Below are 23,312 nucleotides of genomic sequence, written 5' to 3' on the forward strand. Positions count from 1 at the left end.
GACGGGAATGGATTCCGAGAGGATCGAGGAACTCAGGCGGCGGGTGGAGGCGCTGGAGGCCGAGGCGGCCGCCCTGCGCGCGCGGCTCGGCACCGCCGGGGATGCCGGCTCCGTGCCCTGGGCGAGCGCCGGCAGCGGGCGGGAGATGCTGGCCGCGATCAACGAGCGCTACCGACTGGCCGCGCGGGCGACGAACGACGCGGTCTGGGACTGGGACCTCCGCGCCAACACGGTGGAGTGGAACGAGGCGCTGGAGGCCGCCTACGGCCACGCCCCCGCCGCCGCGGAGCCGACGGGGGACTGGTGGATCGCCCATATCCACCCCGAGGACCGCGCCCGCGTGCATGACGGCATCCACGCCGTGATCGACGGCGCGGGCAGCAACTGGACCGGGGAGTACCGCTTCCGCCGCGCCGATGGGGGCTACGCCACGGTGCTCGACCGCGGCTTCGTCATCCGGGACGCCTCGGGTGCGGCCATCCGCATGATCGGGGCGATGCTGGACCTCAGCGCGAGCAAGCGGGCCGAGGCGGCGCTGCGCGAGAGCGAAGACCGCCTGCGCCTGGCCACCGCCGCCGCGCGGATCGGCACCTTCGACTTCCTCGTGCGCACCGGCGCGCTGACCTGGGACGACCGCTGCCGCGAGCTGTTCGGCGTGCCGCCCGGCACCCCGGTGAGCTACGAGGGCACCTTCCTCGCCGGCCTGCACCCGGAGGACCGCGCGCGGGCGGACGCGGCCGTCTCGGCGGCGCTGGACCCCGCGGGCACGGGCAGCTTCGACACGGAATACCGCACCATCGGCCTGTCGGACGGGGTGGAGCGCTGGGTGGCCGCCAAGGGAGAGGCCTTCTTCGAGGAGGGCCGGGCCGTCCGGCTGATCGGCACCGTGCTCGACATCGGCGAGCGCAAGCTGGCCGAGATGCGCCAGCGCGAGATGAACGAGCGGCTGGAGGAGCTGGTCGAGGCGCGCACGGCGGCGCTGCGCAAGTCCGAGGAGCAGCTTCGCCAGAGCCAGAAGATGGAGGCGGTCGGCCAGCTCACGGGCGGGATCGCGCACGACTTCAACAACCTGCTGACGGGCATCACCGGCTCGCTGGAGCTGCTGAGCGCGCGCATCGCCCAGGGGCGGGTGCGGGAGGTGGACCGCTACGTCGTCGCGGCGCAGGGGGCGGCGGCGCGCGCCGCCTCCCTCACGCACCGGCTGCTGGCCTTCTCCCGCCGGCAGACGCTGGATCCCCGGCCGACCGACGTGAACCGCCTCGTCGGCGGCATGGAGGAGCTGATCCGCCGCACGATGGGCCCGGGAATGGTGGTGGAGGTGGTGGCCGCCGCCGGGCTCTGGACGACGCTGGTGGACCCGAACCAGCTCGAGAACGCGCTGCTCAACCTCTGCATCAACGCGCGGGACGCCATGCCCGGCGGCGGGCGGCTGACGGTGGAGACGGCCAACCGCTGGCTGGACGCCCGCGCCGCGCGCGAGCGCGAGCTGCCGCCGGGCCAGTACATCTCCCTCTGCGTGAGCGACACGGGCACGGGGATGACGCCCGAGGTGATCGCCAAGGCCTTCGACCCCTTCTTCACCACCAAGCCGCTCGGCCTCGGCACCGGGCTCGGCCTCTCCATGATCTACGGCTTCGCGCGTCAGTCCGGCGGGCAGGTGCGGATCTACTCGGAGGCGGGCGAGGGCTCGATGGTCTGCCTCTACCTCCCCCGCCACCACGGCGAGGCGGAGGAGGCCGTGCCGCTGCCCGAACTCCCGGCCCTGCCGCGCGCCACGAAGGGCGAGACGGTGCTGGTGGTGGATGACGAGCCCACCGTGCGGATGCTGGTGGCGGAGGTGCTGGAGGAGCTGGGCTACGCCGCGCTGGAGGCCGCCGACGCCGCCTCCGGGCTGAAGCTGCTGCGGTCGGATATGCGCATCGACCTGCTGGTGACGGATGTGGGCCTGCCCGGCGGCATGAACGGGCGGCAGATGGCCGATGCGGCGCGGCTGGCGCGGCCGGGGCTGAAGGTGCTGTTCATCACCGGCTATGCCGAGAACGCGGCCGTGGGGAACGGCCATCTCGAGCCTGGCATGCATGTGATGACCAAGCCCTTCGCGATGGACGCGCTCGCCACCCGCATCCGGGAGCTGATCGAGGAGCGCTGAGCCCGGCCCGGGGGCGGGCGCGGCGGCTCCCGTCCCCGGCCGGCCCCGCCCGTCCGGCGGGCCCCGCGCGTCAGGCGGCGCGGGGGATGATGCGCGCGGTCTCGGCGAAGTCGAAGTAGAGGCGCCGCGCCTCGGCGGCCACGGGGCCGGGCTGCATGTGGTGGTCGGCGTAGCGGGTGCAGGGCTGGACCTTGCCGAAGTTGCCGGTGGCGAAGATCTCGTCCGCCGTCTCCAGCATGCCGGTGGTCACGGTGCACTCGCGCACCTCGCGGCCCGCGTCGCGGAGCAGCTGGATGATGCGGGAGCGCGTGATGCCGGCGAGGAAGGTGCCGTTGGCGGCGGGCGTCATCACCACCCCGTCCTTGACCATCATGAGGTTGGCGGCGGCGAACTCGGCGACGTTGCCGGCCTCGTCCAGCACCACCGCCATGTCGTAGCCCCGCGCCTTCGCCCAGGCCGTCGCGCGGGCGGAGTTGGGGTAGAGGGCGCTCGCCTTCGAATCCGTCGGCGCCATGTCGGCGGCCGGGCGGCGGAAGGGGGCGGTGACGGCGGAGAAGCCGTTCGCCGGCGGCATGGGCGAGTCGTAGATGGAGAGGATGAACTCCGTGCTCGCCGGGTCCGGCTGGGCCGCGCCGAGGCCGTTGCGGACGAAGAACATCGGGCGGATGTAGAGCTCGGCCTCCGGCCCCATGCGGCGCACGCCCTCGCGGCAAAGCTCCTCGATCTCCTCGGCCGTCATGGTGGGCTCCATGAGCATGTTGCGCGCGGACTGCACGCAGCGCCGGCAGTGGAGGTCGAGGTCGGGCACGGTGCCGCGGATGGCGCGCGCGCCGTCGAAGATGACCGAGCCCAGCCAGAAGGCGTGGTCCATGGGGCCGAGCACCTTCGGCTCCTCGGTCATCCACTCGCCCTTGTGCCAGAACACCCCGGCCATCGGCCCTCTCCCTCGTCCCGTGTGAGAGGGGGAAGCTGGCACGGGCGCGGGGGTGGGGAAAGAGCCCCGCCGGGGGTCGCGCGGCGCAGGGAATGTCGTATCGTTTCGCCAATTCGGGGGAAACGGGCCGTGCTGATCGCGCTGCTGGCGGATGTTCATGCGAACCGGGAGGCGCTGGAGGCCTGCCTGGAGCACGCGCGGGAAGCCGGGGCGGAGCGGCTGGTCTTCCTCGGCGACCTCGTGGGCTACGGCGCCGATCCGGAATGGGTCGTGGAGACCGTCATGGCCGAGGTGGCGCGGGGCGCCGTGGCCGTGCGGGGCAACCACGACGACGCCGTGCGCAAGGGGCCTGGCGGCATGAACGGGATGGCCGCCGCCGCGATCGACTGGACGCGGGAGCGGCTCTCGCCGGAGGCGGCGGGGTTCCTCGCGCGGCTGCCCCTGGACTGGGAGGAGGAGGGGCGCCTCTACGTCCATGCCGACGCCTCCGACCCCGAGGCCTGGCACTACGTGACGGATGCGGACGCCGCGCTCGCCTCGCTGAACGCGACGGATGCCTGGGCGACCTTCTGCGGGCACACCCACGTGCCCAGGCTGTTCGGGATCACGGCGGCGGTGAAGCTGACGGGCTTCCGGCCGGTGCCGGGCGTCGCGGTGCCGCTGCTGCGCGCGCGGAAATGGGTGGCGGTGCTGGGCGCCGTGGGCCAGCCGCGGGACGGCGACCCCTCGGCCTGCTACGGCATGCTGGACACCGAGCGGTCCGAGTTGACCTGGCATCGCGTACCCTACGACGCGGCGGCGGCGGCGGAGAAGATCCGCGAGGCCGGGCTGCCGGAGGTGCTGGCGCTGCGGCTGCTGCGCGGGGCCTGAGGTGGCGCGGCCCCGCCTGACCACCGGCGACAGGCTGGACGGCTTCCTGATCGGGGAGCGGGTCCATGCCGGCGGCATGGCGCTGCTCTATTCCGTGACGCATCCGGCGCACGACCTGCCGATGCTCATGAAGGTGCCCCGCCTGTTCGAGGGGGAGGACCCGGCGGCGATCGTCTCCTTCGAGATGGAGGGGATGATCCTCCCCCGCCTGTCCGGGCCGCATGTGCCGCGCTTCGTGGCGGGGGCGGGGTTCGAGCGCCAGCCCTACATCGTGATGGAGCGGGTGGCGGCGTCCTCGCTGGAGGGGCGGATGCGGGAGGCGCCCTGGCCGGTGGAGGAGGTGGCCCTCCTGGGCGCCCGGATCGCGGCCGCGCTGGACGCGCTGCACCGCCGGCACGTGATCCATCTCGACATCAAGCCGGGCAACATCCTGCTGCGGGAGGATGGCACGGCCGTGCTGGTTGATTTCGGCCTGTCCCGCCACGACCAGCTACCCGACCTCATGGAGGAGGAGTTCCGCCTGCCCTACGGCTCCGCGCCCTACATGGCGCCGGAGCAGGTGATGGGCATCCGCAGCGATCCCCGGAGCGACCTCTTCGCCCTGGGGGCGCTGATGTACCACATGGCCACTGGCGCGCTGCCCTTCGGGAATCCCTCGCGGATGAAGGGGCTGAAGCGGCGGCTGTGGCGGGACCCCGTGCCGCCGCGCCGGTTGCGCCCGGAGGTGCCGCCCGCCCTGCAGGAGGTGATCCTGCGCTGCCTGGAGGTGGAGCCGGACCGCCGCCACCCGACGGCGGCGCAGCTCCTCTTGGACCTCCGCAACCCCGAGGGGGTGGCGCTGACGCAGCGTGCCGGGAAGCTCCGCCGGGACGGGTTCGGGGCCGTGCTGCGGCGGCGCTTCAACCCGGAGGCGCAGCCGCGCTTCCGCCGCCCCGTGGCGCAGGGGATCGCGGCGGCGCCGATCCTGGCGGTGGCGGTGGCGCTCAGCCGGGAAGGGGGCGAGGAAGGGGCGGGGCTCTCAGAGGAGCTGCGCCGGGCGGTGGCGCGGATGCTGCCCACCCTGCCGGGGGCGCGGCTGGCCTGCCTCAACGTGCTCAGGCTGAACCGCATCCAGCTCGACACGACGCTGGACGCGGAGGGGCGGAGCAAGCACGCGCGGCGCCTGGCCGAGCTGCGGCACTGGGCGGCGCCGCTGGGCCTGCCGGAAGGGCGCGTGACCTTCCACGTGCTGGAGGCGGTGGACCCGGCGGCGGCGCTGCTTGAATTCGTCACCGTGAACCCGGTGGACCATGTCGTTCTGGGCGCGCGGGGAAGCTCTGCGCTGCGCCAGCACGTGGGCAGCGTCTCGGCGGCGGTCTCCGCGCGGGCCCCCTGCACCGTGACGGTGGTACGTCCCCGTACGCGGGAGGATTAGGGGGCCTTCCGCGCGGCCTCCCCATGCCGGGCATCCCGGCCACGCCCGATCAGCGCCCTCACCCCGCGGGCTAGCGGGGCGCCGACGAGCCACTCCACCGCACCCGGCTATGGACAGCGCGGAGCGGGCCTACTCCCGGAAAGCGCCGGCAGAAAGCAGCATCCTTCCGCCATCGGCGTCCATGCTCAGCACGTAGACGATACCGGTCCCGGCCGGAGGACGTCTGGTACCGACGTAGCGGATATCTCGCCCGATGCCGCCCCCAGGCGTGACCTCCACATCCCCGACCTTCCTCACGTCGTATTGCGGGCTCCGGAGACTCTCGACCATGTGGGAGAAGATTTCCGGTGAAACCGACGGCTCGACGCCGCGCGCCAAGACCGAGCACCACGCCTCACCCGGCCGGGTCACGACGGCATAGGCCGGCATCTGCCCCGCTGGAACCGGTCGCACCCAGGCGACACCTGGTCTCCCGGAGAGGAAGGGGGTGGCTGCTTCCGGCGGTACGTTGGCAAAGCCCAGGGCGACGAGAGCTCCGCGCCGACCCTCATCGCTTCCGGGGTTCGCGATGCAAACACGGAGATACGCCTTCATGGCGTCCGCCGTGACGTGCATCGGTCCGCCCGGCGCGGCGCTGCGCGCCGTCACGCCCTGACCGACCGCGGTTCCCGACCTGCTGGGTGCCGTCGCGCAGCCGGAGAGAGCGGCCATGCCGGCAAGCAGCATGGCGGAACGAGGATCAAGCATGCAGCATCTAGTCATCACGGTTTCGTTACCGTCAAGGCAAGCGCTCGACAGTCGCCTCGATGATCGAGGCCCGCATGCATATTTCCCGAAGGAACGGCCGCCGTGGGCATGGTCGCCCGCCGGGCGGGCGTTGATGGGACCGCGGGCGTCCCCTACGGCGCGGCCTCCCCGTGCCGGGCCTCCCGGCCACGCCCGAACAGCGCCTTCGCCCCGCGGATCAGCGGCGCGCCGACATATCCCACCAGCGGGATCAGCACCGCCCCGAGGGCGAGGCCCGCGAGGCCGGAGAGGGCGGCGCCGACGAGCCATTCCACCGCGCCCGCGAGTGCCGGGACGAGCGCGGCGGCTTCCACGGCGAGGTGGTGGACGAGATGCCCGGGCGCGGCCAGGCCGAAGCCCTCCAGCCCGTGCAGCACGATGCCGCCGCCCACCCAGAGCATCGCCGCCGTGCCGACGACGCTCAGCACGCGCAGCAGCACCGGCATCCCCGTGACAAGGCCGCGGCCGAGGAGGCGGGTGAGGGAGAACAGCGCCCGGTCCGCCCCTCCTTGCGGGCCCGGCGGGGCGGCGCGCAGCCCGAGCAGGGTGGAGGCGGGGCGGCGGTTGGAGGCGAGGGAGACGCCGGCATCGTCCGCCTTCACGATCAGCGCGACGCCGCCATAGACGAGGGCGGTGAGGGCCAGCCCGACGAGGGCGAGGATCACCGCCTGCGCCGGAAGCGAGGAATCGGGCAGGGTGGCGAGGGTGAGCGCCATGATCTCGGCGGAGAGGATGAAGTCCGTCTTGATCGCGCCGCGGACCCGCTCCTCCTCCAGCCGGCAGGGATCGCGGAAGGCGGCGCCCGGCGCGGCGCCGGTGGCGGCCTCATGCGCCTCGGCGGCATGGGGGTGGAGGGCGTGCCAGACCTTCTCCGCCCCCTCGTAGCAGAGGAAGGCGCCGCCCAGCATGAGCAGCGGCGTGATCGCCCCGGGCGCGAAGACGCTGAGCAGCAGCGCGACCGGCAGGAGGAAGACGAGCTTGTTGCGAACGGAGCCGAGCGCGATCTTCCACACGATCGGCAGCTCGCGCGAGGCGGCGAAGCCGACGACGTAGTTGGGCGTCACCGCCGCGTCGTCGATCACCACCCCCACCGCCTTCGTGCCCGCCCGCGCGGCCTGGGCCGCCACGTCGTCCAGCGAGGCGGCCGAGACCTTCGCGATGGCCGCCACGTCGTCCAGCAGCGCCAGCAGACCTGTGCTCAAGTGCAATCTCCCACTCGCGGCCGGCCCCATTCGCGACTGGCTCGGCCGATGACGGGGTGGCAACGCGGGCCGGGGCTGCGGGTTCGGCGCCCCGCCCCGATGCGTGAACCGGAGCGCGAGGCGGCGGCGCGCGGCATGCCTCGCCTGAGGGGGCCTCGCCTGAAGGGGCCTCGCTCGAAGGGAACCTCGCTTGACGGGGGCCGGGGCCGGGTGTGGATGCGGGCCATGGATCGCCCCCAAGCCCCGAGGCCGCCCCGCCCGCCCGAGCCCGACCGGATCTGCGGCCTCGCCGCCGTCGCGGCCGTCTTCGCCCGGCGCCCGCGGGACGTGCTGCGCCTCTTCCACCTCCCCTCCCGCCGACGGGAGGCGAACCCCTTCTGCTCGGCGCTCGCCGCCATGCGCCACCCCTATCGCGAGGTGGGGGAGGAGGAGCTGGCGCGGGTCGCCGGCACCGTCCACCACGGGGGCATCGTGGCGGTGGTGGCGCGGCGGCGCGTTGCCCCGCTCGCCCTGCCGCTGCCGCCCGCGCTGCGGACCGCGCCCGTGCTGCCGGTGCTGGACGGGGTGTCGAACCCGCACAACCTCGGCGCCATCGCCCGCTCGGCGGCCTTCTTCGGCTGCATCGGCATGGTGCTCTCGGGCGATCCGCGGCAGGCCGGGCTCTCGGACGCCGCCTGGCGGACGAGCGAGGGCGGGCTGGAGGTATTGAGCCTCTGGTCCGTGCCGGACCTGCCCGCTGCCCTGCCGGGGATGAAGGTGCTGACGGTGGCCGCCGTCGCCGCGGGCGGGGTGGCGCCGGAGGCCCTGCCCTCGGCGGATTGCGTGGCCCTCGTCCTCGGCAACGAGGAGCAGGGGGTCAGCGAGCGCACGGCCGCGGCCTGCGACATGAGGGTGACGCTGCCCGGCTCCGGCCGGGTGGAGAGCCTCAACGTCTCGGTCGCGGCGGCCGTGCTGATCCACGCCCTCTCGGCCCGGCGCCCGGCGCGGGGAGGCTGACGCGCGCCCGGCACGCGGGGAGCCTGGGCCGGATCAGTCCCGGCCCTTGCGCCCGGCCTCCGGTCCGGTGGCGTGCCCCTCGGCCGCCAGCGCCTCCATCCGCATGGCGAGGGCGATCAGGATGGCCGGGCGAAAGGCGGGGACCTTCTTCCAGGCCTTCTTCTCCGGCTTCGTCATGCCGCAGCCGAGGCACCAGCCCGTGCGGTCCTCGTAGTCGCAGATCCCGATGCAGGGACGGCCGGCGCGCTCGCTCACCGGGCGCCCCCGTCTCCGGCCTGGCGGGATTCGATTTCGTCCAGCACGGCCTCGGGCGCGACGCTCTTCCGCACCTCCGCCAGCTCCGGGTCGCCGGCCGCGCGGATGCCCTGCTTCTCCGCCATCGCGACCACCAGTTCGGAGAGCTTCGTCAGCTCGTGCTCCGTCAGTAGGCTGATCTGGAGGTCGAGGTCGGCGCGCTTGTCGGCCGCGGCGGCCATGCGGTTCTGGCTGATGAGGACGAAGGTGGAGAGGAAGATCGCCTCCACCGAGGCGATCATGGCCAGGGTGACGAAGGAGGGATCGAACTTCGGCACGCCGGGGATCAGCCCGAGATTCACGATGATCCAGCCGCCATAGATGGCGAGGTGGATGTAGACGAAGAGCATGCTGCCGGTGAAGGCGGTGATGGCCTCGGCCACCTTCTCCTCTCGCGTCGCGCGCGCGGCCTCGTCCCGGCGGCGGTCCTCCAGCGCCTGGATGTTGCGCCGGAGCGACTGGGTCAGCCCGGCCGGGCCGGGCGGCGAGACGGTAGGGGGCTTGTCGAGCATGGCGGTTCCTCGGCGGACCGGGCGAGCGGGCAGGGCTGAGGTAAGTCCCGGCGGAGGCGCCGGTTGCCGGAACCCTGCCATGCGCCCGGGCGGGAAGCCCCGCCGGGGCGGGAGGTGTCCCGCCGGGGCGGGAGAACCCTCCCGCCGGGAGAAGCTAGCGGCCCTCGCCCCGCAGCTGCTCGCCCCGCAGCCGGGCGGCGGTCTCCAGTGCGCGGCGGGCGCGGGGCCCGTCCTCTCGCGCGCGGGCGATGCGGGCCTCCAGCAGCGCCATCTGCAGCTCGTCGCCCCCCATGGCCTTGCCGTCGGCCAGGATCTGCTCGGCACGGGAGAGGTTGCCGCGCACCACCGCGATCTCCCCGGCCACCGAGCGCGCCTCCACGTTACGGGGATCGCGGGAGAGGACGCCCTCGGCCAGCTCCGTCGCCTCCCGCGCGCGGTCGGTGCGGGCGAGGACGCGGGCGAGGGAGAGCTGGGCCCGCCAGCTGTCGGGCACCGTGCCGCCAGCCGCCGCCCCGGCTCCAGCCCCGGCGCCGGAGACGGCGGGAAGGCCGGCGGCGGTGCGCTGCACGGCGGTGCCCAGGCGCGGGTCGCTCTCGGCGCGGCGGGCGAGGTTCTCGGCGGCGGTGGCCCGCCCGGCATCGAGCAGGGCCGCGGCCATCAGCGCCTTCGCCTCCGCCGAGTTGGCGGGGGCGGCGGGGTTGGCCGCGCGGGTCGCGGCTTCCAGGTTCTCGGGCTGGCGGAGGCGGCCGAAGACGCGGAGGATGGCCGCGCGCGTGTCGCCGCCCGGATCGGGCTCGGCCGCCATGGCGATCAGCCGCTGGGCCGCGGCCGAGCGCGGGTTGCCGCGCGCCGCCACCTCCAGCCGCTGCACCTCCAGCACGCGGCGGTTCCGCGCCAGCAGGGCGTTGGCATCGGCGTTGCGCCCCCGGATGGCCTCGGCCCGCGCCGCGGCATCGGCGGGGCGGCCGTCATACTCGGCGAGCAGCCCGGCGGCGTAGAGGGAGTCCGGCGTCCCCCGGCGGATGAGGTCGCGCTCGATCCGGCGCGCCTCGTCCTGCTCGCCGCGCGTCTTCAGCAGGCGGGCGAGGTCGTGGGCGGTCCAGGCATTGTTCGGCTCGGCGGCGAGGGCGCGCCGGTAGAGGGCGATGCGGGCGTCCACATCGGGGGTGCGCGCGGCCTCGGCGCGGAGCGCGCCGGCGCGGAAGCTCGCGGTGTTGGTAGCGGGGCTGTAGCCCGCCTCGGCGGCGAAGCGGTCGGCCTCGGCGAAGCGGCCGCGCTGGACGAGGCTGTCATGCAGCGCCGCCTGCACGTCCCGCTGGCCCGGGCGGCGGGCGAGGGATTCGCGGAAGCGCAGCTCGGCTGTGTCGTAGTCCCGCCGGCGCGCGGCGATGAGGCCGAGGAGCTTGGCCATCTCCGCCCCCTCGGCGGCGGTGCCCTGCGGCATCCGGCGGGCGAGATCCTCCGCCTCGTCGAGCTGCCCGCGCTCCAGCGCGCGCCAGGCCTGGAGGGCGGGGCCGGTCACGGGGCGGGTGCCGCGGGCATTGCCGCCGGCGCCATAGGCCACCCCCTGGGCGTTCACATAGCCCATGCTGCGGAGGAACTCGTCCCGCCGGTCCGGGGCGAGCTCCACGGCGCGCTCGAAGAGCCGGCGCGCATCGGCCTCCCGGCGCTGGGCGCGGCGGAGCATGCCGAGGCCGAGGGTGGAGTCGACGTCCTCAGGGTTGGCCGCGAGCGCCTGCTCGAAGAGCCGCTCGGCCTCGGCGGGCCGGGTCTTCATGAGGTCGAAGGCACGGATTCGGAGCTGGCCGATCTGGTCGGTCGGCGAGGGACGCGAATCCTCCAGCTTCTTCGAGATCTCGGGGTCGGTCGGGAAGTGGCGGAGATAGTCGCCGATCGCCGCGATGGTGGCCTCGCCCGGCCCCTGCCAGAGCAGCGCCTGCCGCCAGGCGGCGCGGGCGGCGTTCGCCGTGTCCGGCAGCTCGGACAGGGCGCGGAGCCGCTCGATCCCGAGGGGGCGCGTGGGCTCCTGGAAGGTGAGCATCTGGGCGAAGGCGAGCTGGAGCGCCCGGTCCTCCGGGTTGCGGGCGAGCACGCCCTCCATGGCCGCCCGCGCCTCGGCGAAGGCCTGGGGGGAGATGCTGGAGAGGGTCTGGTAGTATTCCGTGGCGAAGGCGTCCGGCACCACGCCGTCGGGGAAGATGTCGCGGTAGCGGCGGATGGCGGCGGCGGCCTGCCCGGTCTGGGCCAGGCGCCTCGCCTCGGCCAGCATGCCCTCGTCGATCGAGGCCATGCGGAGGGCGGAGGCGGCGCGCACCGCCGCGGGCGAGCCGCGCGCGATGGCGTTCAGCCGGGTGACATAGGCCTGCACCGCCGCGCGGTCCCGGTTGAGGGCCGCGACCTCGGCGGCGGTGGCGAGGACGTTGGGGTTGTTCGGCTCGATCGTGAGCAGGCGGTCGAGCGATCCCTGGGCGAGGTCGAGCCGGCCCTGGGAACGCCAGTAGTTCGCCTGCTCCAGCAGCACCGCGCCGCCGCGGCTGGAGGTCACGGGCGGGCCGGGCTGCTCCGCGGCGGGGGCGGTTCCACCCGGCGGCAGGGCGGCCCCGGTCCCGTTGCCGCCCGCGAGGCCCGGGGGGCCGAAGGGCGGGGCGCCCCCGAACGGCGCCTGGGCCAGGGCGGGGCCGGCGGGCAGGGGGCCGGCGAGCGCGGCCGCGATCAGGGCGGCGGGCCAGCCAGGGAAGGGCCGGGCATGGAGCGGCCAGGCCGGGGCGGGATGGGGCAGGGGCATGCGCCGGGGCGCCGGGACCGGGTTCTGGGCGTTCGACCGCATGACACGATCCTACTACAAAACGTGATCGGCTTCGCACCCCATCGTGAAAATTTCGTTCCGCTGCCTGTGGGCGGATGCCGCGCCGCATGGCCTTGTGCCCGCCCGCCCGGGAGGCGACATGACGGGCGCCTCACGAATCGGGAGATCCCGCATGACCCTGCGACGCCGCGCCCTGCTGGGCGCCGCCGCCTCATCCCCCCTGCTGGGTTCCCCCGCCGCGCTGGCGCAGGCGCCCTGGCCCACGCGCCCGCTCCGTATCGTGGTTCCCTTCGCCCCGGGTGGCGCGGTGGACCTGACCGGGCGGCTGCTGGCCGAGAAGCTGCAGCCGGTCCTCGGGCAGAACGTGGTGGTGGAGAACCGCGGCGGCGCGGGCGGCAACATCGGGGCCGACGCGGTCGCGAAGGCGGAGAAGGACGGCTACACGCTCCTGCTCGGCTCCGTCTCGATCATGGCGGCGAACAAGTACCTCTTCCGCCGCTCCATGCCGCTGGACCCGCTGCGCGACCTCATCCCCGTCACGCGCGTCACGACGGGAACGGTGCTGCTGATCGTGAACTCCAACCGCCCCTGGAACACCTTCGGGGATCTGATCGCGGCGGCGAAGAAGGATCCGGGCAAGCTCACCATGGGCTCCTCCGGCACCGGCACGGTGAGCCACATCACCATCTCCACCGTCGCCAAGGCGGCGGGCGTGGACATCACCCACGTGCCCTATCGCGGCGGCGGGCCGGCCTTCGCGGACCTGCTGGCGGGCAACATCGACATGATGTTCGACGTGATCCCGGCGGCGATGCCGCATGTGCGCGAGGGGCGGTTCCGGCCGCTCGCGGTGGGCAGCGCGGAGCGCATCGCCTACGTGCCGGAGCTGCGCGACGTGCCCAGCATGAAGGAGCTGCTGCCGGGCTCGGGCATCGACATGCAGAGCTGGTACGCGGTCAACGCCCCCGTCGGCACGCCGCAGCCGGTGATCGACCGGCTGCACGGCGCGCTGCTCCAGGTCGCGCGCAGCGCCGAGTTCAAGGAGCGGATGGAGCCGCTCGGCTTCACCCCCGTCTGGGACGAGACGCCCGCCGCCTATGGCGAGTACCTCCGCCAGCAGGACGTGCTGTGGAAGCGCCTCGTCGAGGAATCCGGCGCGACGCTCGACTGAGTGGGCTGGGGGGCCTCAGCCCCCCAGCAACTGCCCGCCATCCACCACGAGGCTCTGCCCCGTAATCCAGCCCGCGCGCGGGGAGGCGAGGAAGAGGACGGCCTCGGCCACCTCCTCCGGCCGCCCCATGCGTCCGAAGGGGATCGAGGCCAGGGTGGCGTCGTAGAGGGCGGGGTCCTCCGTGCGGCGCCGCTCCCAGGTGCCGCCGGGGAACTCGATCGAGCCGGGGGAGACGCAGTTGGCGCGGATTCCCTGCGGCGCCAGGATCCGCGCCTGACTCGACGTGTACTGCACCACCGCCGCCTTCACCGCCGCGTAGGGCGGGTTGCGCTTCGTCGGGCGCAGGGCGGCGATGGAGGCGATGTTCACGATGTTGGCGCCGGGCCCGGATCGCTCCAGCCAGGGCCGCGCCGCGTGGCTCGCCCGCACCACCGCCATGAGGTCGACCGAGAGGGAGGCGGCCCAGCTTTCCTCGTCATCCGCGCGCCCGAAGCCCGAGGCGTTGTTGACGAGGATGTCGATGCCGCCCAGCGCCTCCGCCGCCGCGGGGAGGAAGCGCGCGATGGCATCGGCGTCCGCCAGGTCGCAGGGCGCGGCATGGGCGCGGACACCGATCGCCTCGATCTCCGCGCGGGTCCGCTCCAGCGCCTCCGCGCCGCGCGCGCAGATGGCGACCGAGGCCCCCTGCCCCGCGAAGGCGAGGGCGATGGAGCGCCCGATGCCCCGGCTGCCGCCCATCACCACCGCGCGCCTGCCGCTGAATTCCATCCGTCCGCCCCTTCTCGACTGGGCGGCGATGATGCGCCGTGCGGGCGCCGCCGCAAGCCTCAGCGGAAGGGCGGGGACCAGATGAGCCCGCCGTCGCGCGCCAGCCGGTTCGCACCGCGCTGCACGCCGAGCGGCGCCTGGTTGCGCTCCCACATCTCCCCGTAATTGCCGGTGGCGCGAATGGCGCGCAGCGCCCAATCCCGCTCCAGCCCGATCTGGCGCCCGAACTCGCCGGAGGTGCCGAGCAGGCGCCCCGTCTCGGGGTTGGGATCGCCCCGCCGCGCTTCGGCATTGGCGGCGGTGATGCCCCCTTCCTCCGCGGCGACGAGGGCGTTCAGCGTCCACTTCACCACGTCGAACCAGCGCCAGTCGCCCTTGCGGACCATGGGGCCGAGCGGCTCGCGGGAGATGACGTCGGGGAGAATGACGAACTCGTCCCGCCGCGCGCCCTGTCCCGCGCGGATGGAGGTGAGGCCGGAGAGGTCGGTGGTGTAGCTGTCGCAGCGGCCGGAGAAGAAGGCCTGCTGCACCTCCTGGAAATCCTCGATCAGCACGGGGTTGAAGCGGAAGTTGTTCGCCCGCGCCCAGTCCGCGAGGTTCAGCTCCGTCGTGCTGCCGGGCTGGATGCAGATGGTCGCGCCGTCCATCTCCTTCAGCGAGGAGACGCCCAGCGCGCGCTTCACGATGAAGCCCTGCCCGTCATGCAGCAGCACGCCCGCGAAGGCGAGGCCGATGCCGGTGTCCCGCGCGAAGCTCCAGGTCGTGTTGCGGGAGAGGAGGTCCACCTCGCCCGATTGCAGGGCGGTGAAGCGGGTCTGCGGCGTGGTGGGCACGAAGCGCACCTTCTCCGGGTCGCCCAGCACGGCGGCGGCGACGGCGCGGCAGAAATCCGCGTCCAGCCCGCTCCACCGCCCCTGGCTGTCGGCCAGGGAGAGGCCGGCAACGCCGGTCGAAACGCCGCAGGAGAGGCTGCCGCGCGCGCGCACGGCGGCCAGCGTGTCCGGCGCGGGCTGGGCTCGGGCGGCGGCGGGGAGAAGGGCGGCCGCGGCGAGGGCGGCGGCGAGAAGGCGGCGGAAGGGCATGGCGCGTCGTCCCGTGGGTTCGCGGGAGAACGTGCCGGAGCGCGGCGGGTTGGCATCGAGGCCCCCGGCCGGGCCGCGCCTGGCACGGCGCGTGCGAGAAAACTTGGGGCGCGGTGATCGGCATGGCCTGTGCCGGCCGCCCGGGCCCATGCTGCGCTCCGACAGAGCGGCCCGGCGAGGGGCCGAGGAGATGGAGAAACCCGATGATCCGACGCCGACCCCTCCTGGCCGGGCTGGCCGCCGCGCCCCTTTCCCCCGCCGCCGCCCAGCCCGTCGCGGGTGGGCGGGTCGTGCGCGTGGTCGTGCCCTTCCCGCCCGGGGGCGCGATCGACCTTCTCGGGCGGCTGGTGGCCGAGCGGCTGGGGCCCGCGCTTGGGCAGGACGTGGTGGTGGAGAACCGCGGCGGCGCGGGCGGCATCCTCGGCACGGACGCCGTGGCCAAGGGGCCGAAGGACGGGAGCGTGATCGGGGTGATCGGCGGGGTGACGCTGCTGGCCTATCCCACGCTCTACCCCAGGCTGCCCTTCGACCCCGCGCGGGACCTCGCGCCGCTGACGCTCATCACCACCGGCGCGCTGATCTGCGTGGTGAACGCCGAGGCGGCGGCGCGGCGGGGATGGACGGATTTCCGCGCCCTCGTCGCCTGGTCCCGCGCGAATCCGGACATGGTGAAGATGGGTTCCTCCGGGCCGGGCACCTCGTCGCATCTCTGCATCGAGGCGGTGAACGCCATGGCCGGAGCGCGCATCCTGCACGTGCCCTATCGCGGCGGCGGCCCCGCCATCACCGACCTTCTCGGCGGCACGATCGACATGATGTTCGACGTGACGCCCGCGCTGATGCCGCATGTGGCGAGCGGGAAGTTCCGTGCCCTCGTCCTCTCCTCGCGCGAGCGGATGGCCTTCGCGCCGGAGGTGCCGGGGATGGGGGAGTTCGCCGATCTCGGCCTTGGCGAGCTCGACATCCAGCCCTGGAACGCGCTGATGGTCCCGGGAGGCACGCCCGCGCCGGTGGTGGACCGCCTCTTCGCCGCCGTCCGGCAGGTGGCGGCCGACCCCGTGCTGCGCGAGCGGCTCCGGCCCCTGGGCTACGAGGTGGCGCTGAGCGAGAGCCCCGCCGCCCTCACCGCGCAGGTGGAGCGGGAGACGCCGCTGTGGCGGCGGCTGGCCGAGTTGTCGGGGGTGAAGATGGACTAGAGTGGTTCGCGTTCGCCGTGGCTCACGGCAACCGCTCCCGCCTCTTACCTTGTCGCATTTTCCGAGGCGCCGGGTGATTCCACCCGGCTTGAAAAGGCTCCGGCCCCGGGCAGGCCGCGGCGCGCCGCCGCGCCGTCGATCTCCCGCTGCAGGAAGAAGTTGAGCGCCGTCCGCACCGCCGCGATGGCGGCGAGCTGCCCGATCTCGGACCAGGTGGGCGCGATGGCCGTGCGGAGGATGTCCGCCCCCAGCTCGAATTCCAGGGCCAGCGCCAGCCAGCGGCCGAGGCGGAGCCGCACCTCCTCCTTCTCCTCGTGCGACTCGCCGGGGTTGCCGCGCCTGCCCGCGCGCAGCAGCACGCCGGCGATGCGGAAGGTCGCCTCGATGATGGCGATGGCGATCAGCACCCCCGCGATCGCCTCGGTGGCCGTGGCGAGGAGGAGGGTGGCTTCCTTGATCGTCTCGGTCATTTCAGCACCGTGATCTTGCCGCTGGGCTCGAGCATCACGAGCCGGGTCCGCGCCAGCTCCTCGACGCCGGCGCCGCGCAGCGCCTCGTCCATGTCCGCGCGGCTGATCGAATCCCGCACCATCGCCCCCGGCCGCGCCGCGCCGTCCCGCGCCAGCTCGACCGCGCTCCCCTCGACGACAGCCGAGACGGCGCGGAAGCGGGCTGCCCCCTGGGCGAGCAGCCAATGCAGCGCGAGGAGGAGGGTGGTGGCCAGCAGCGTGCCGCCGAGCGGCGCGCTCCCGGTCAGCGCGCGGCTGAGATTCGAGCCGATGATGACGGAGACGATGATGTCCAGCGCCGACCACTTCCCGAAGACGCGCCGCCCGGCGAGGCGGACGAGGAGGAGGCCGTAGGCGAAAACGACGACGGCGCGCAGGCATTCCTGCCAGGGGCCGACATGGCCGGTCTCGCCGAAGAGGGCGGCGGCACTCATGGCGGCCCGAGGGGCGGCTTGAGGGGCGGCTTGAGGGGCGGCCCGAGGGTCATGGGAGGTCTCCGGGGCGCGGACGGGGTTCCACAGAACCGGCGAGCGGGGAGGGGGATGCCGCGCCGGGGATCACGACCTCGCGCGCCCCTTTCACGCGCCTGCCCGCGCCTCCCGTCGCGCCGCGCGGGGCCGCCCTGCGGAACGGGGGGCTGGCGCCCGGGGGAGGAGCGGTGGAAACCCTGTCCCGATTGGGCCGCTCTGGTCGGGATGATGTCGCGGGATTGCGATCTGCTGGTGGTGGGCGCGGGGGCCGCGGGGATCGCGGCGGCGCGCGAGGCGCTGTCGCTCGGGCTCTCGGTGCGGGTGCTGGAGGCGCGCGGGCGCGTGGGCGGGCGCGCGCTGACGGATGCCTCCCTCGGCGCGCCGATGGATCTCGGCGCCACCTGGCTGCACGCCGCCCAGTCCAACCCGCTAGCGCCGCTCGCCGAGGCCGCCGGCCTCGAACTGTTCAATCATGACTCCGTGCGGGACTCGCGCGTCTGGATGGGGGATCGCTGGGCGGGCGCTGCCGAGATGGCGGAGTACGAGGCGGCGGAGCGCGCCTGGCACGAGGCGGTGCGGCTGGCCGATGCGCTGCCGGCCGGCGAGCGGCCCCTGAGCCTTGCCGACGCCGCGCCGCGCGGCGGGCCCTGGGACGCGACGCTCACCCATTGGGAAGGGCCGGTGATCGCGGCGGCCGAGGCGGCGGAGATCGACCTCGGCGACTATCTCTCCACCCTGCTGACCGGGACGAACCTCCTGCCGCGCGAGGGCTGCGGCCACCTTCTCGGCACTCTCGCGCGCGGGCTTCCCGTGACGTTCGACGCGCCTGTCGAGCGCCTTTCCTGGGGCGGTCCCGGCCTGCGCGCCGAGGGACCATTCGGCGCGCTCACCGCCGGTGCGGCGGTAGTGACGGTCTCGACCGGCGTGCTCGCCTCCGGCGCCATCCGCTTCGACCCCGCCCTGCCCCAGGCCACCGCCCAGGCGGTGCACGACCTGCCCATGGGGCTGCTGAACAAGATCGGCCTCCGCGCCACCGGGGAGGACCGGCTGGACCTTCCCTCCTTCGGCGGACTGGAGCGGCGGCTCGGGGAGGGGGAGCGGGCGATGACCTTCGTCGCCTGGCCCTTCGGGCGCGACCACCTCGAGGGCTTCGTGGGCGGCGCCCTGGCATGGGAGACCTCCCGGGCCGGGGAGGGCGCGCTGGCCGAACTCGCCTTCGCGGAGCTGGGCCGCATCTACGGCGCCCGCGCCGGGCGGGCGCTGCGGCGGGACATCCGGGCGGAATGGGACTGGGGGCGCGATCCCCACGCGCTCGGCGCCTATGCCGCGCTGCGCCCGGGGCGCGGCGGGGCGCGGGAGGCGCTCTCGGCCCCGCTCGCGGGCGGGCGGCTGATGCTGGCGGGCGAGGCCTGCCACGCGACGCTCGCCGGTACCCTTGCCGGGGCCTGGCTGAGCGGGGCGGGTGCGGCGCGGGAGGCCGCGGCCGCGCTGTTGCCCCACGGCATCCTCGGGAGACGGCCGGCGTGAGTGGGCGCGAACCGGCCCTTCCCGGCAGGGAAGGCCGCGAGGCGATCGGCGAGGGCGCGGGCGACCGCCGCCCGGGGCCGGCCGGGGAGCGCGTCTCCACCCCCGGCAGCCCCGCCCTACCGCCGGCCGAGGACATGGGTGCCGGCCCCGTGCCGGACGCCGCGCCCGCGCCCGGCGCCGCCATGGACGCGCCCGCCCCGGCCAGGGGCGGGAAGGGCGGTGCCGAGGTGCGGCGCGAGGGCGACGCGCTCCGCCTCTCCGGCCGCCTGACGAGCCTCACCGCCGGCGCGGCCTGGCGCCCGGCGATGAAGGGCGCGCGCGGGGCACGGCGGATCGACCTCTCCGGGCTGGAGACGCTGGATACGAGTGGCGCGGCGCTGGTGCTCGCGGCGGCGGGGGTCGCCGGGCGGGACGTGCCGGTCGAGGGCGCCTCGCGCCCCGTGGCGGCGGTGCTGGAGCGCTCCCGCGGCGCCTCCGGGCGCCCGGCCGCCGCCCAGGCCGGGCCGCGGATGGGACCCGTGCGGGGGGTCGGCGAATGGGGCGTCGGGCTGTGGAACGCGGCGCTGGACGGCATGGCCTTCCTCGGCGAGGCGGCGGCGACCGTGGTGAACGCCGCCCGCCGCCCGCGGGACCTGCGCGTGGCCGACCTCCTGCGCCACCTGGACGAGGCGGGCACCCGCGCCTTCGGGCTCGTCGCGCTGCTCGGCGTGCTGATCGGCGTGATCCTCGCCTTCCAGTCGGCCATCCCGATGCAGCAGTACGGGGCGGACATCTTCGTGCCGCGCCTCGTCGGCATCTCGCTCCTGCGCGAGCTCGGGCCGCTGCTGGCGGGGGTGATCCTGGCCGGGCGCACGGGATCGGCCTTCGCCGCCGAGCTGGGCACGATGACGGTGAACGAGGAGGTGAGCGCGCTGCGGATCATGGGGATCGACCCCATGGTGCTGCTCGTGCTGCCGCGGATGCTGGCGGCCACCATCGCCATGCCGGTGCTGGCGCTGCTGATGGACCTCGCCGGGCTGGTCGGCATGTCCATCGTCATGATCGGGCGGGGCTTCCCGCTGCAGCTCGTGCTCAACCAGCTCCATATCGGGGTCGCCCTCGGCGACCTGCTGGGGGGGCTGGGCAAGGCGGCGGTGTTCGGGCTGGTGATCGCGGGCATCGGCTGCCGCGCGGGGCTCGCGGCGGGCAGCGGCCCGCGCGCGGTGGGCGACGCGGCCACCGCGGCCGTGGTGGGCGGGATCGTCGCCCTCGTCCTGCTGGACGGGATCTTCGCCGTGCTCTTCTACCGGCTGGGCTGGTGATGGACGGAATGGCGGAGCGCGCGGGGGTGGGGGACGGCATCGCCGATCGCCCGGCGGATCGCCCGGCGGTGATCGAGGCGCGCGGGATCTCCATGGGCTTCGGCAGCCGCGTGCTGTTCCGGGACGTGAACTTCGATGTCGGGCGCGGCGAGGTCTTCGTCATCCTCGGCGGCTCGGGCTGCGGCAAGTCCACCCTGCTGAAGCTGATGATCGGGCTGTACCAGCCCACCGCCGGGCGCGTGACCATCCTCGGCGGGGACCTCTCCCGGGCGGATGGGGAAGCCCGCCGCAACCTGCTGCGCCAGCTCGGCGTCATGTGGCAGTCAGGCGCGCTCTTCGGCTCGATGACGCTGCTGGAGAACGTGATGCTGCCGCTCGAGGCCCATACCGACCTGCCGCGCGACGCCCGCGAGGATGTCGCGCGGGTGAAGCTCGGCCTGGTGGGGCTGGGGGACGCGGCGGGGCGGCTGCCGGCGGAGATCTCGGGCGGCATGGCCAAGCGCGCGGGGATCGCGCGCGCCATGGCGCTCGACCCGCCGATCCTCTTCCTCGACGAGCCGAGCGCGGGGCTGGACCCCGTGACCTCGGCGGGGCTGGACGAGTTGATCAAGGACCTCGCGCGCGACCTCGGCACCACTTTCGTCGTGGTCACGCACGAGCTGCAATCGATCCTGGCGATCGGGGATCGCTGCATCATGCTGGACAAGGAAGCGCAGGGAATGATCGCCGAGGGTGATCCGCGCCATCTCAGGGACGAGCCGCCCAACGACACCGTGCGCCGCTTCTTCCGGCGGGAGACGCGCTGATGCCGGCCACAACCCGCAAGCTCTACATGCGCGTGGGCGTGCTCATCCTCGCCGGCATCGCGCTGGCCGTGGGCTTCGTGCTGTTCTTCACCGCGGGCAAGCTCGGCCGCAACACCCAGATGTACGAGACCTATCTCCGCGAGAGCGTGCAGGGGCTGGACGTGGGCGCGGCCGTTCGCTTCCGCGGCGTGCAGCTCGGCCAGGTGACGGATATCGGCCTCGTCGCCACGGAGTACTCGCCGCCCGAGAACAGCCCCTTCAGCGTGGCCTACCAGCGCGTGATCGTGCGCTTCGCGATCGACCTCGCGCGGCTGCGCGACGCACCGGACACGGAGAAGGCCGTGCAGATCGGGCTGCGCGCCCGCCTGGCGAGCACGGGCATCACCGGCGTGGGCTATCTCGAGCTCGACTTCGTCGATCCCGAGCGCTTCCCGCCGGAGAACCTGCCCTGGAAGCCGGACAACCCCGTGATCCCCGCCATCCCGAGCACGGTGGCGCAGGTGACCTCGGTGGCCGAGCAGCTCGCGCTGCGGATCAGCAACCTGCCGATCGAGGCGATCCTGGGCGACATCTCCGGCCTGCTCACCGATCTCCGGCGGCAGGTGAACGACGGCGAGATCGCTCAGGCCTCCCGCTCGGCATCCGACACGCTGGCCATCCTGCGGCAGACCGTGCAGGAGCTGAACCTGCCCGCGCTGTCCAACGACCTCCGCGGCACGATCGCAGAGGCGCGCGATCTGATCGGCGGGCCGGAGGTCCGGGGCACGCTGCGCAACGCGAACGTGGCGATGGAGCGGCTCCAGGCCGGGATGCAGCGCCTGCCCGCCGCCATCGCGCAGGTGGAGGGGGCGGCGCGCTCGGTGAACAACACGGTGGGCGACATCAACGCGGACCTGACGCCGACCCTGCGGGACCTGCGGGCGGCCTCGGGCAACCTGCGCGACACGACGGAGCTGCTGCGGCGCTCGCCGGGGGCGTCGCTGCTCTCGCCCGCGCCGCCCGCGCCGGATTACACGAGGAGGCGGTGATGCGGAGACGGGTTCTGCTGGCGGGCGCCCTGCCCTTGGCCTTGGGGGCGTGCTCGGTCTTCAACCAGACCTATGTGGAGCCGCGGCGCTATCCACTCGCGCCCCGGCGGCCGCCCGGCCCCGCGGCGCGACGGGCCCCGAGGGGGACGGTGCTGATGCGGCTCACCCGCGCCGCGCCGGGGCTGGACACGAAGCTGCTCCGCTCCATCCGCGCGGACGGCACGGAGGCGCTGGAATACTACGCCGAGTGGTCCGCCCCGCCGGCCGAAGCGGCGGAGGAGGCGCTGCGCCGCTGGATCGTCGATGCCGGCATCTTCGCCGCCGTGCTGGCGCCCGGCACCCGGGGCGATGCGGACCTGCTGCTGGAGAGCGAGCTGGTGGCGCTGCACGTCGATCTCGGCGCGGGCGTCGCCGTGGCCTCCATGACCGCCGTGCTGCTGCGGAACACGAGCCAGTTCGGCACGCGGGTGGTGGCGCAGATCTCCGAGACCGCCTCCGTGCCCGTGCCCCCTGAGCGGCCCCTCGGCCCCGACGCCCAGGCCGCCGGGATGGTCGCGGCCCTGGCCGGGGTGCTCGCCAGGATGGAGAGGGAGCTGGCCCGCCGAGCGTGACGCGCCGTCTCATGTGATGAGACGTTAAGTCTTTGGTCAGACCTGTCGCGCCAGTCTCAAAAACAGAGACAAGGTGCCAGGAAGGCACCGTTCCTGAGACAAATGGGACGGTGCCATGCGTGGCTACAATCGTGCGGATATCTGGGACGAGGTTTGGGCGGAGTACGATGCCCGCCAGGCCGCCCACGCCGAAGCGGAGGCCGCGGCACAGGCGATGGCCACCCGCGGCCACTCCGAAGCGCCAGCGTTCCGGCCGCTCTCCCACGTGCTGCCCGCCGTGCTCGCCGGCATCCTCCTCGTCGCGGCCTGGATGGCGCTGCCCTGGCTGCTCGGGGCCCGGCTGGCCGCGCCCATCGCCGCCCGCGACGCGGCCGCGCTGCTCCAGCACTTCGACCGGCCCGCGGCCATGGCCAGCCTGCGCGCCGGCCTGGCTGCGGAGGTGCCGCAGAGCGAGGGGGAGGGGGCCCGCCGCTTCTTCGACCGCATGGCCGGCCGCATGGCCGCCGCCTGGGAGGAGCCGGAGCGGGTCGCCGCCTGGCTCTCCCTCCGCGCGGCGGGCGGGGAGGGGACTGCCGCCGCCCTCTCCTCCCTCCGCTCGGCCCGCCCGCTCGGGCTGACCTCCTTCCGAGTGGAGTACGGTCCGGCTGGCGAGGCCTCGGGCGTGGCCTTCGACATCGCCTGGCGGGGAGAGGGCTTCCGGGTGACCGGGCTGCGCTTCCTCGACACCCCCTCCGCCCCGGCGGGCGTTTCCGGCCCGGCCCTGGCCATGCGCTGACCGGGGAGGGACGCGCCGCCTCGTAGCGGCTCCGGGCAGGGGCGAGGCCCGATCAGGTGGGGTTACCTGATCGGGCCGATTGCTTTCCGGAGAGGGCCGGAGCGG

General features: G+C 74.4%; 22 protein-coding genes. 12 read left to right on the forward strand and 10 right to left on the reverse strand.

Going from position 1 to position 23,312, the window contains the following annotated elements:
• Positions 1 to 7 precede the first annotated feature (7 nt).
• Complete coding sequence (locus FHS87_RS04780; protein ID WP_184514426.1) at positions 8 to 2,149, forward strand: hybrid sensor histidine kinase/response regulator; 2,142 nt, start codon at positions 8 to 10, stop codon at positions 2,147 to 2,149.
• A gap of 70 nt (positions 2,150 to 2,219) precedes the next feature.
• On the opposite strand, the gene FHS87_RS04785 is transcribed toward FHS87_RS04780, so the two are convergent.
• On the reverse strand, positions 2,220 to 3,083 hold the full coding sequence (locus tag FHS87_RS04785; protein WP_184514428.1) for a branched-chain amino acid aminotransferase: 864 nt from the start codon (positions 3,081 to 3,083) through the stop codon (positions 2,220 to 2,222).
• Positions 3,084 to 3,212: 129 nt separating this feature from the next.
• Between FHS87_RS04785 and FHS87_RS04790 the strand changes: the two genes are divergently transcribed.
• Both FHS87_RS04790 and FHS87_RS04795 read left to right on the forward strand, forming a co-directional pair.
• Positions 3,213 to 3,953, forward strand: coding sequence for a metallophosphoesterase family protein (locus tag FHS87_RS04790; protein WP_184514430.1), 741 nt, complete (start codon positions 3,213 to 3,215; stop codon positions 3,951 to 3,953).
• A gap of 1 nt (position 3,954) precedes the next feature.
• The gene (locus FHS87_RS04795; RefSeq protein ID WP_184514432.1) at positions 3,955 to 5,367 is read left to right on the forward strand and encodes a serine/threonine protein kinase; all 1,413 of its coding nucleotides are present in this window, start codon (positions 3,955 to 3,957) and stop codon (positions 5,365 to 5,367) included.
• Positions 5,368 to 5,496: 129 nt separating this feature from the next.
• Here the strand turns inward: FHS87_RS04795 and FHS87_RS04800 are convergent, their stop codons facing one another.
• Positions 5,497 to 6,114, reverse strand: coding sequence for an NMCC_0638 family (lipo)protein (locus tag FHS87_RS04800; protein WP_184514434.1), 618 nt, complete (start codon positions 6,112 to 6,114; stop codon positions 5,497 to 5,499).
• A 152-nt stretch (positions 6,115 to 6,266) separates the two neighbouring features.
• Positions 6,267 to 7,355, reverse strand: a complete 1,089-nt coding sequence (locus FHS87_RS04805) for a DUF808 domain-containing protein (protein ID WP_184514436.1) — start codon at positions 7,353 to 7,355, stop codon at positions 6,267 to 6,269.
• A gap of 225 nt (positions 7,356 to 7,580) precedes the next feature.
• Between FHS87_RS04805 and FHS87_RS04810 the strand changes: the two genes are divergently transcribed.
• Positions 7,581 to 8,351, forward strand: a complete 771-nt coding sequence (locus tag FHS87_RS04810; protein WP_184514438.1) for a TrmH family RNA methyltransferase — start codon at positions 7,581 to 7,583, stop codon at positions 8,349 to 8,351.
• A gap of 33 nt (positions 8,352 to 8,384) precedes the next feature.
• Here the strand turns inward: FHS87_RS04810 and FHS87_RS04815 are convergent, their stop codons facing one another.
• The 3 genes from FHS87_RS04815 to FHS87_RS04825 form a co-directional block, all read right to left on the reverse strand.
• Positions 8,385 to 8,606 (reverse strand): DUF1289 domain-containing protein, encoded by a 222-nt coding sequence (locus FHS87_RS04815; RefSeq protein ID WP_184514440.1) that lies wholly within the window; start codon positions 8,604 to 8,606, stop codon positions 8,385 to 8,387.
• On the reverse strand, positions 8,603 to 9,157 hold the full coding sequence (locus FHS87_RS04820; RefSeq protein WP_184514442.1) for a DUF1003 domain-containing protein: 555 nt from the start codon (positions 9,155 to 9,157) through the stop codon (positions 8,603 to 8,605). Before FHS87_RS04820 ends, FHS87_RS04815 begins: the two co-directional genes overlap by 4 nt.
• Before the next feature lie 154 nt (positions 9,158 to 9,311).
• A complete protein-coding gene (locus tag FHS87_RS04825) occupies positions 9,312 to 11,984 on the reverse strand; it encodes a tetratricopeptide repeat protein (RefSeq protein ID WP_184514444.1) in 2,673 nt (890 codons plus the stop codon).
• Between the two features lie 151 nt (positions 11,985 to 12,135).
• On the opposite strand from FHS87_RS04825, the gene FHS87_RS04830 reads away from it, so the two are divergent.
• A complete protein-coding gene (locus FHS87_RS04830) occupies positions 12,136 to 13,134 on the forward strand; it encodes a Bug family tripartite tricarboxylate transporter substrate binding protein (RefSeq protein WP_184514446.1) in 999 nt (332 codons plus the stop codon).
• A 15-nt stretch (positions 13,135 to 13,149) separates the two neighbouring features.
• Here the strand turns inward: FHS87_RS04830 and FHS87_RS04835 are convergent, their stop codons facing one another.
• The gene (locus tag FHS87_RS04835) at positions 13,150 to 13,902 is read right to left on the reverse strand and encodes an SDR family NAD(P)-dependent oxidoreductase (protein ID WP_184514448.1); all 753 of its coding nucleotides are present in this window, start codon (positions 13,900 to 13,902) and stop codon (positions 13,150 to 13,152) included.
• Positions 13,903 to 13,961: 59 nt separating this feature from the next.
• Positions 13,962 to 14,984 (reverse strand): amino acid ABC transporter substrate-binding protein, encoded by a 1,023-nt coding sequence (locus FHS87_RS04840; RefSeq protein ID WP_184514451.1) that lies wholly within the window; start codon positions 14,982 to 14,984, stop codon positions 13,962 to 13,964.
• A gap of 203 nt (positions 14,985 to 15,187) precedes the next feature.
• Between FHS87_RS04840 and FHS87_RS04845 the strand changes: the two genes are divergently transcribed.
• Positions 15,188 to 16,180: a Bug family tripartite tricarboxylate transporter substrate binding protein gene (locus tag FHS87_RS04845; protein WP_184514453.1), complete on the forward strand. Its 993-nt coding sequence runs from the start codon at positions 15,188 to 15,190 to the stop codon at positions 16,178 to 16,180.
• Between the two features lie 44 nt (positions 16,181 to 16,224).
• Here the strand turns inward: FHS87_RS04845 and FHS87_RS04850 are convergent, their stop codons facing one another.
• Both FHS87_RS04850 and FHS87_RS04855 read right to left on the reverse strand, forming a co-directional pair.
• The gene (locus FHS87_RS04850; protein WP_184514455.1) at positions 16,225 to 16,650 is read right to left on the reverse strand and encodes a DUF1622 domain-containing protein; all 426 of its coding nucleotides are present in this window, start codon (positions 16,648 to 16,650) and stop codon (positions 16,225 to 16,227) included.
• A complete protein-coding gene (locus FHS87_RS04855) occupies positions 16,647 to 17,123 on the reverse strand; it encodes a YetF domain-containing protein (protein ID WP_184514457.1) in 477 nt (158 codons plus the stop codon). Before FHS87_RS04855 ends, FHS87_RS04850 begins: the two co-directional genes overlap by 4 nt.
• 264 nt (positions 17,124 to 17,387) lie before the next feature.
• On the opposite strand from FHS87_RS04855, the gene FHS87_RS04860 reads away from it, so the two are divergent.
• The 6 genes from FHS87_RS04860 to FHS87_RS04885 all read left to right on the forward strand — a co-directional run bounded on the left by FHS87_RS04860 (position 17,388) and on the right by FHS87_RS04885 (position 23,207).
• Positions 17,388 to 18,686 carry a flavin monoamine oxidase family protein gene (locus FHS87_RS04860; protein ID WP_184514459.1) on the forward strand — a complete coding sequence of 433 codons (1,299 nt, stop codon included), beginning with the start codon at positions 17,388 to 17,390 and terminating at the stop codon, positions 18,684 to 18,686.
• On the forward strand, positions 18,683 to 19,987 hold the full coding sequence (locus tag FHS87_RS04865; protein ID WP_312861881.1) for an MlaE family ABC transporter permease: 1,305 nt from the start codon (positions 18,683 to 18,685) through the stop codon (positions 19,985 to 19,987). The genes FHS87_RS04860 and FHS87_RS04865 overlap by 4 nt, the downstream gene beginning before the upstream one ends.
• Positions 19,987 to 20,793, forward strand: coding sequence for an ABC transporter ATP-binding protein (locus tag FHS87_RS04870; protein ID WP_376766421.1), 807 nt, complete (start codon positions 19,987 to 19,989; stop codon positions 20,791 to 20,793). Before FHS87_RS04865 ends, FHS87_RS04870 begins: the two co-directional genes overlap by 1 nt.
• Positions 20,793 to 21,821 (forward strand): MlaD family protein, encoded by a 1,029-nt coding sequence (locus FHS87_RS04875; protein WP_184514461.1) that lies wholly within the window; start codon positions 20,793 to 20,795, stop codon positions 21,819 to 21,821. The genes FHS87_RS04870 and FHS87_RS04875 overlap by 1 nt, the downstream gene beginning before the upstream one ends.
• Complete coding sequence (locus tag FHS87_RS04880) at positions 21,821 to 22,432, forward strand: ABC-type transport auxiliary lipoprotein family protein (protein ID WP_184514463.1); 612 nt, start codon at positions 21,821 to 21,823, stop codon at positions 22,430 to 22,432. Before FHS87_RS04875 ends, FHS87_RS04880 begins: the two co-directional genes overlap by 1 nt.
• Before the next feature lie 115 nt (positions 22,433 to 22,547).
• Positions 22,548 to 23,207, forward strand: coding sequence for a hypothetical protein (locus tag FHS87_RS04885; RefSeq protein ID WP_184514465.1), 660 nt, complete (start codon positions 22,548 to 22,550; stop codon positions 23,205 to 23,207).
• Positions 23,208 to 23,312: the final 105 nt, after the last annotated feature.

It is taken from the genome of Muricoccus pecuniae, assembly GCF_014199205.1.
Taxonomy (GTDB): Bacteria; Pseudomonadota; Alphaproteobacteria; order Acetobacterales; family Acetobacteraceae; genus Roseomonas; species Roseomonas pecuniae.

What these genes read in the sequence shown, in the direction of transcription:
- FHS87_RS04885 (WP_184514465.1), top strand. Translation starts at nt 22,548, where the DNA reads ATGCGTGGCTACAATCGTGCGGATATCTGGGACGAGGTTTGGGCGGAG.
- FHS87_RS04780 (WP_184514426.1), top strand. Translation starts at nt 8, where the DNA reads ATGGATTCCGAGAGGATCGAGGAACTCAGGCGGCGGGTGGAGGCGCTG.
- FHS87_RS04835 (WP_184514448.1), bottom strand. Translation starts at nt 13,902, where the DNA reads ATGGAATTCAGCGGCAGGCGCGCGGTGGTGATGGGCGGCAGCCGGGGC.
- FHS87_RS04860 (WP_184514459.1), top strand. Translation starts at nt 17,388, where the DNA reads ATGTCGCGGGATTGCGATCTGCTGGTGGTGGGCGCGGGGGCCGCGGGG.
- FHS87_RS04880 (WP_184514463.1), top strand. Translation starts at nt 21,821, where the DNA reads ATGCGGAGACGGGTTCTGCTGGCGGGCGCCCTGCCCTTGGCCTTGGGG.
- FHS87_RS04830 (WP_184514446.1), top strand. Translation starts at nt 12,136, where the DNA reads ATGACCCTGCGACGCCGCGCCCTGCTGGGCGCCGCCGCCTCATCCCCC.
- FHS87_RS04820 (WP_184514442.1), bottom strand. Translation starts at nt 9,157, where the DNA reads ATGCTCGACAAGCCCCCTACCGTCTCGCCGCCCGGCCCGGCCGGGCTG.
- FHS87_RS04840 (WP_184514451.1), bottom strand. Translation starts at nt 14,984, where the DNA reads ATGCCCTTCCGCCGCCTTCTCGCCGCCGCCCTCGCCGCGGCCGCCCTT.
- FHS87_RS04855 (WP_184514457.1), bottom strand. Translation starts at nt 17,123, where the DNA reads ATGAGTGCCGCCGCCCTCTTCGGCGAGACCGGCCATGTCGGCCCCTGG.
- FHS87_RS04800 (WP_184514434.1), bottom strand. Translation starts at nt 6,114, where the DNA reads ATGCTTGATCCTCGTTCCGCCATGCTGCTTGCCGGCATGGCCGCTCTC.
- FHS87_RS04875 (WP_184514461.1), top strand. Translation starts at nt 20,793, where the DNA reads ATGCCGGCCACAACCCGCAAGCTCTACATGCGCGTGGGCGTGCTCATC.
- FHS87_RS04870 (WP_376766421.1), top strand. Translation starts at nt 19,987, where the DNA reads ATGGACGGAATGGCGGAGCGCGCGGGGGTGGGGGACGGCATCGCCGAT.
- FHS87_RS04810 (WP_184514438.1), top strand. Translation starts at nt 7,581, where the DNA reads ATGGATCGCCCCCAAGCCCCGAGGCCGCCCCGCCCGCCCGAGCCCGAC.
- FHS87_RS04850 (WP_184514455.1), bottom strand. Translation starts at nt 16,650, where the DNA reads ATGACCGAGACGATCAAGGAAGCCACCCTCCTCCTCGCCACGGCCACC.
- FHS87_RS04785 (WP_184514428.1), bottom strand. Translation starts at nt 3,083, where the DNA reads ATGGCCGGGGTGTTCTGGCACAAGGGCGAGTGGATGACCGAGGAGCCG.
- FHS87_RS04845 (WP_184514453.1), top strand. Translation starts at nt 15,188, where the DNA reads ATGATCCGACGCCGACCCCTCCTGGCCGGGCTGGCCGCCGCGCCCCTT.
- FHS87_RS04825 (WP_184514444.1), bottom strand. Translation starts at nt 11,984, where the DNA reads ATGCGGTCGAACGCCCAGAACCCGGTCCCGGCGCCCCGGCGCATGCCC.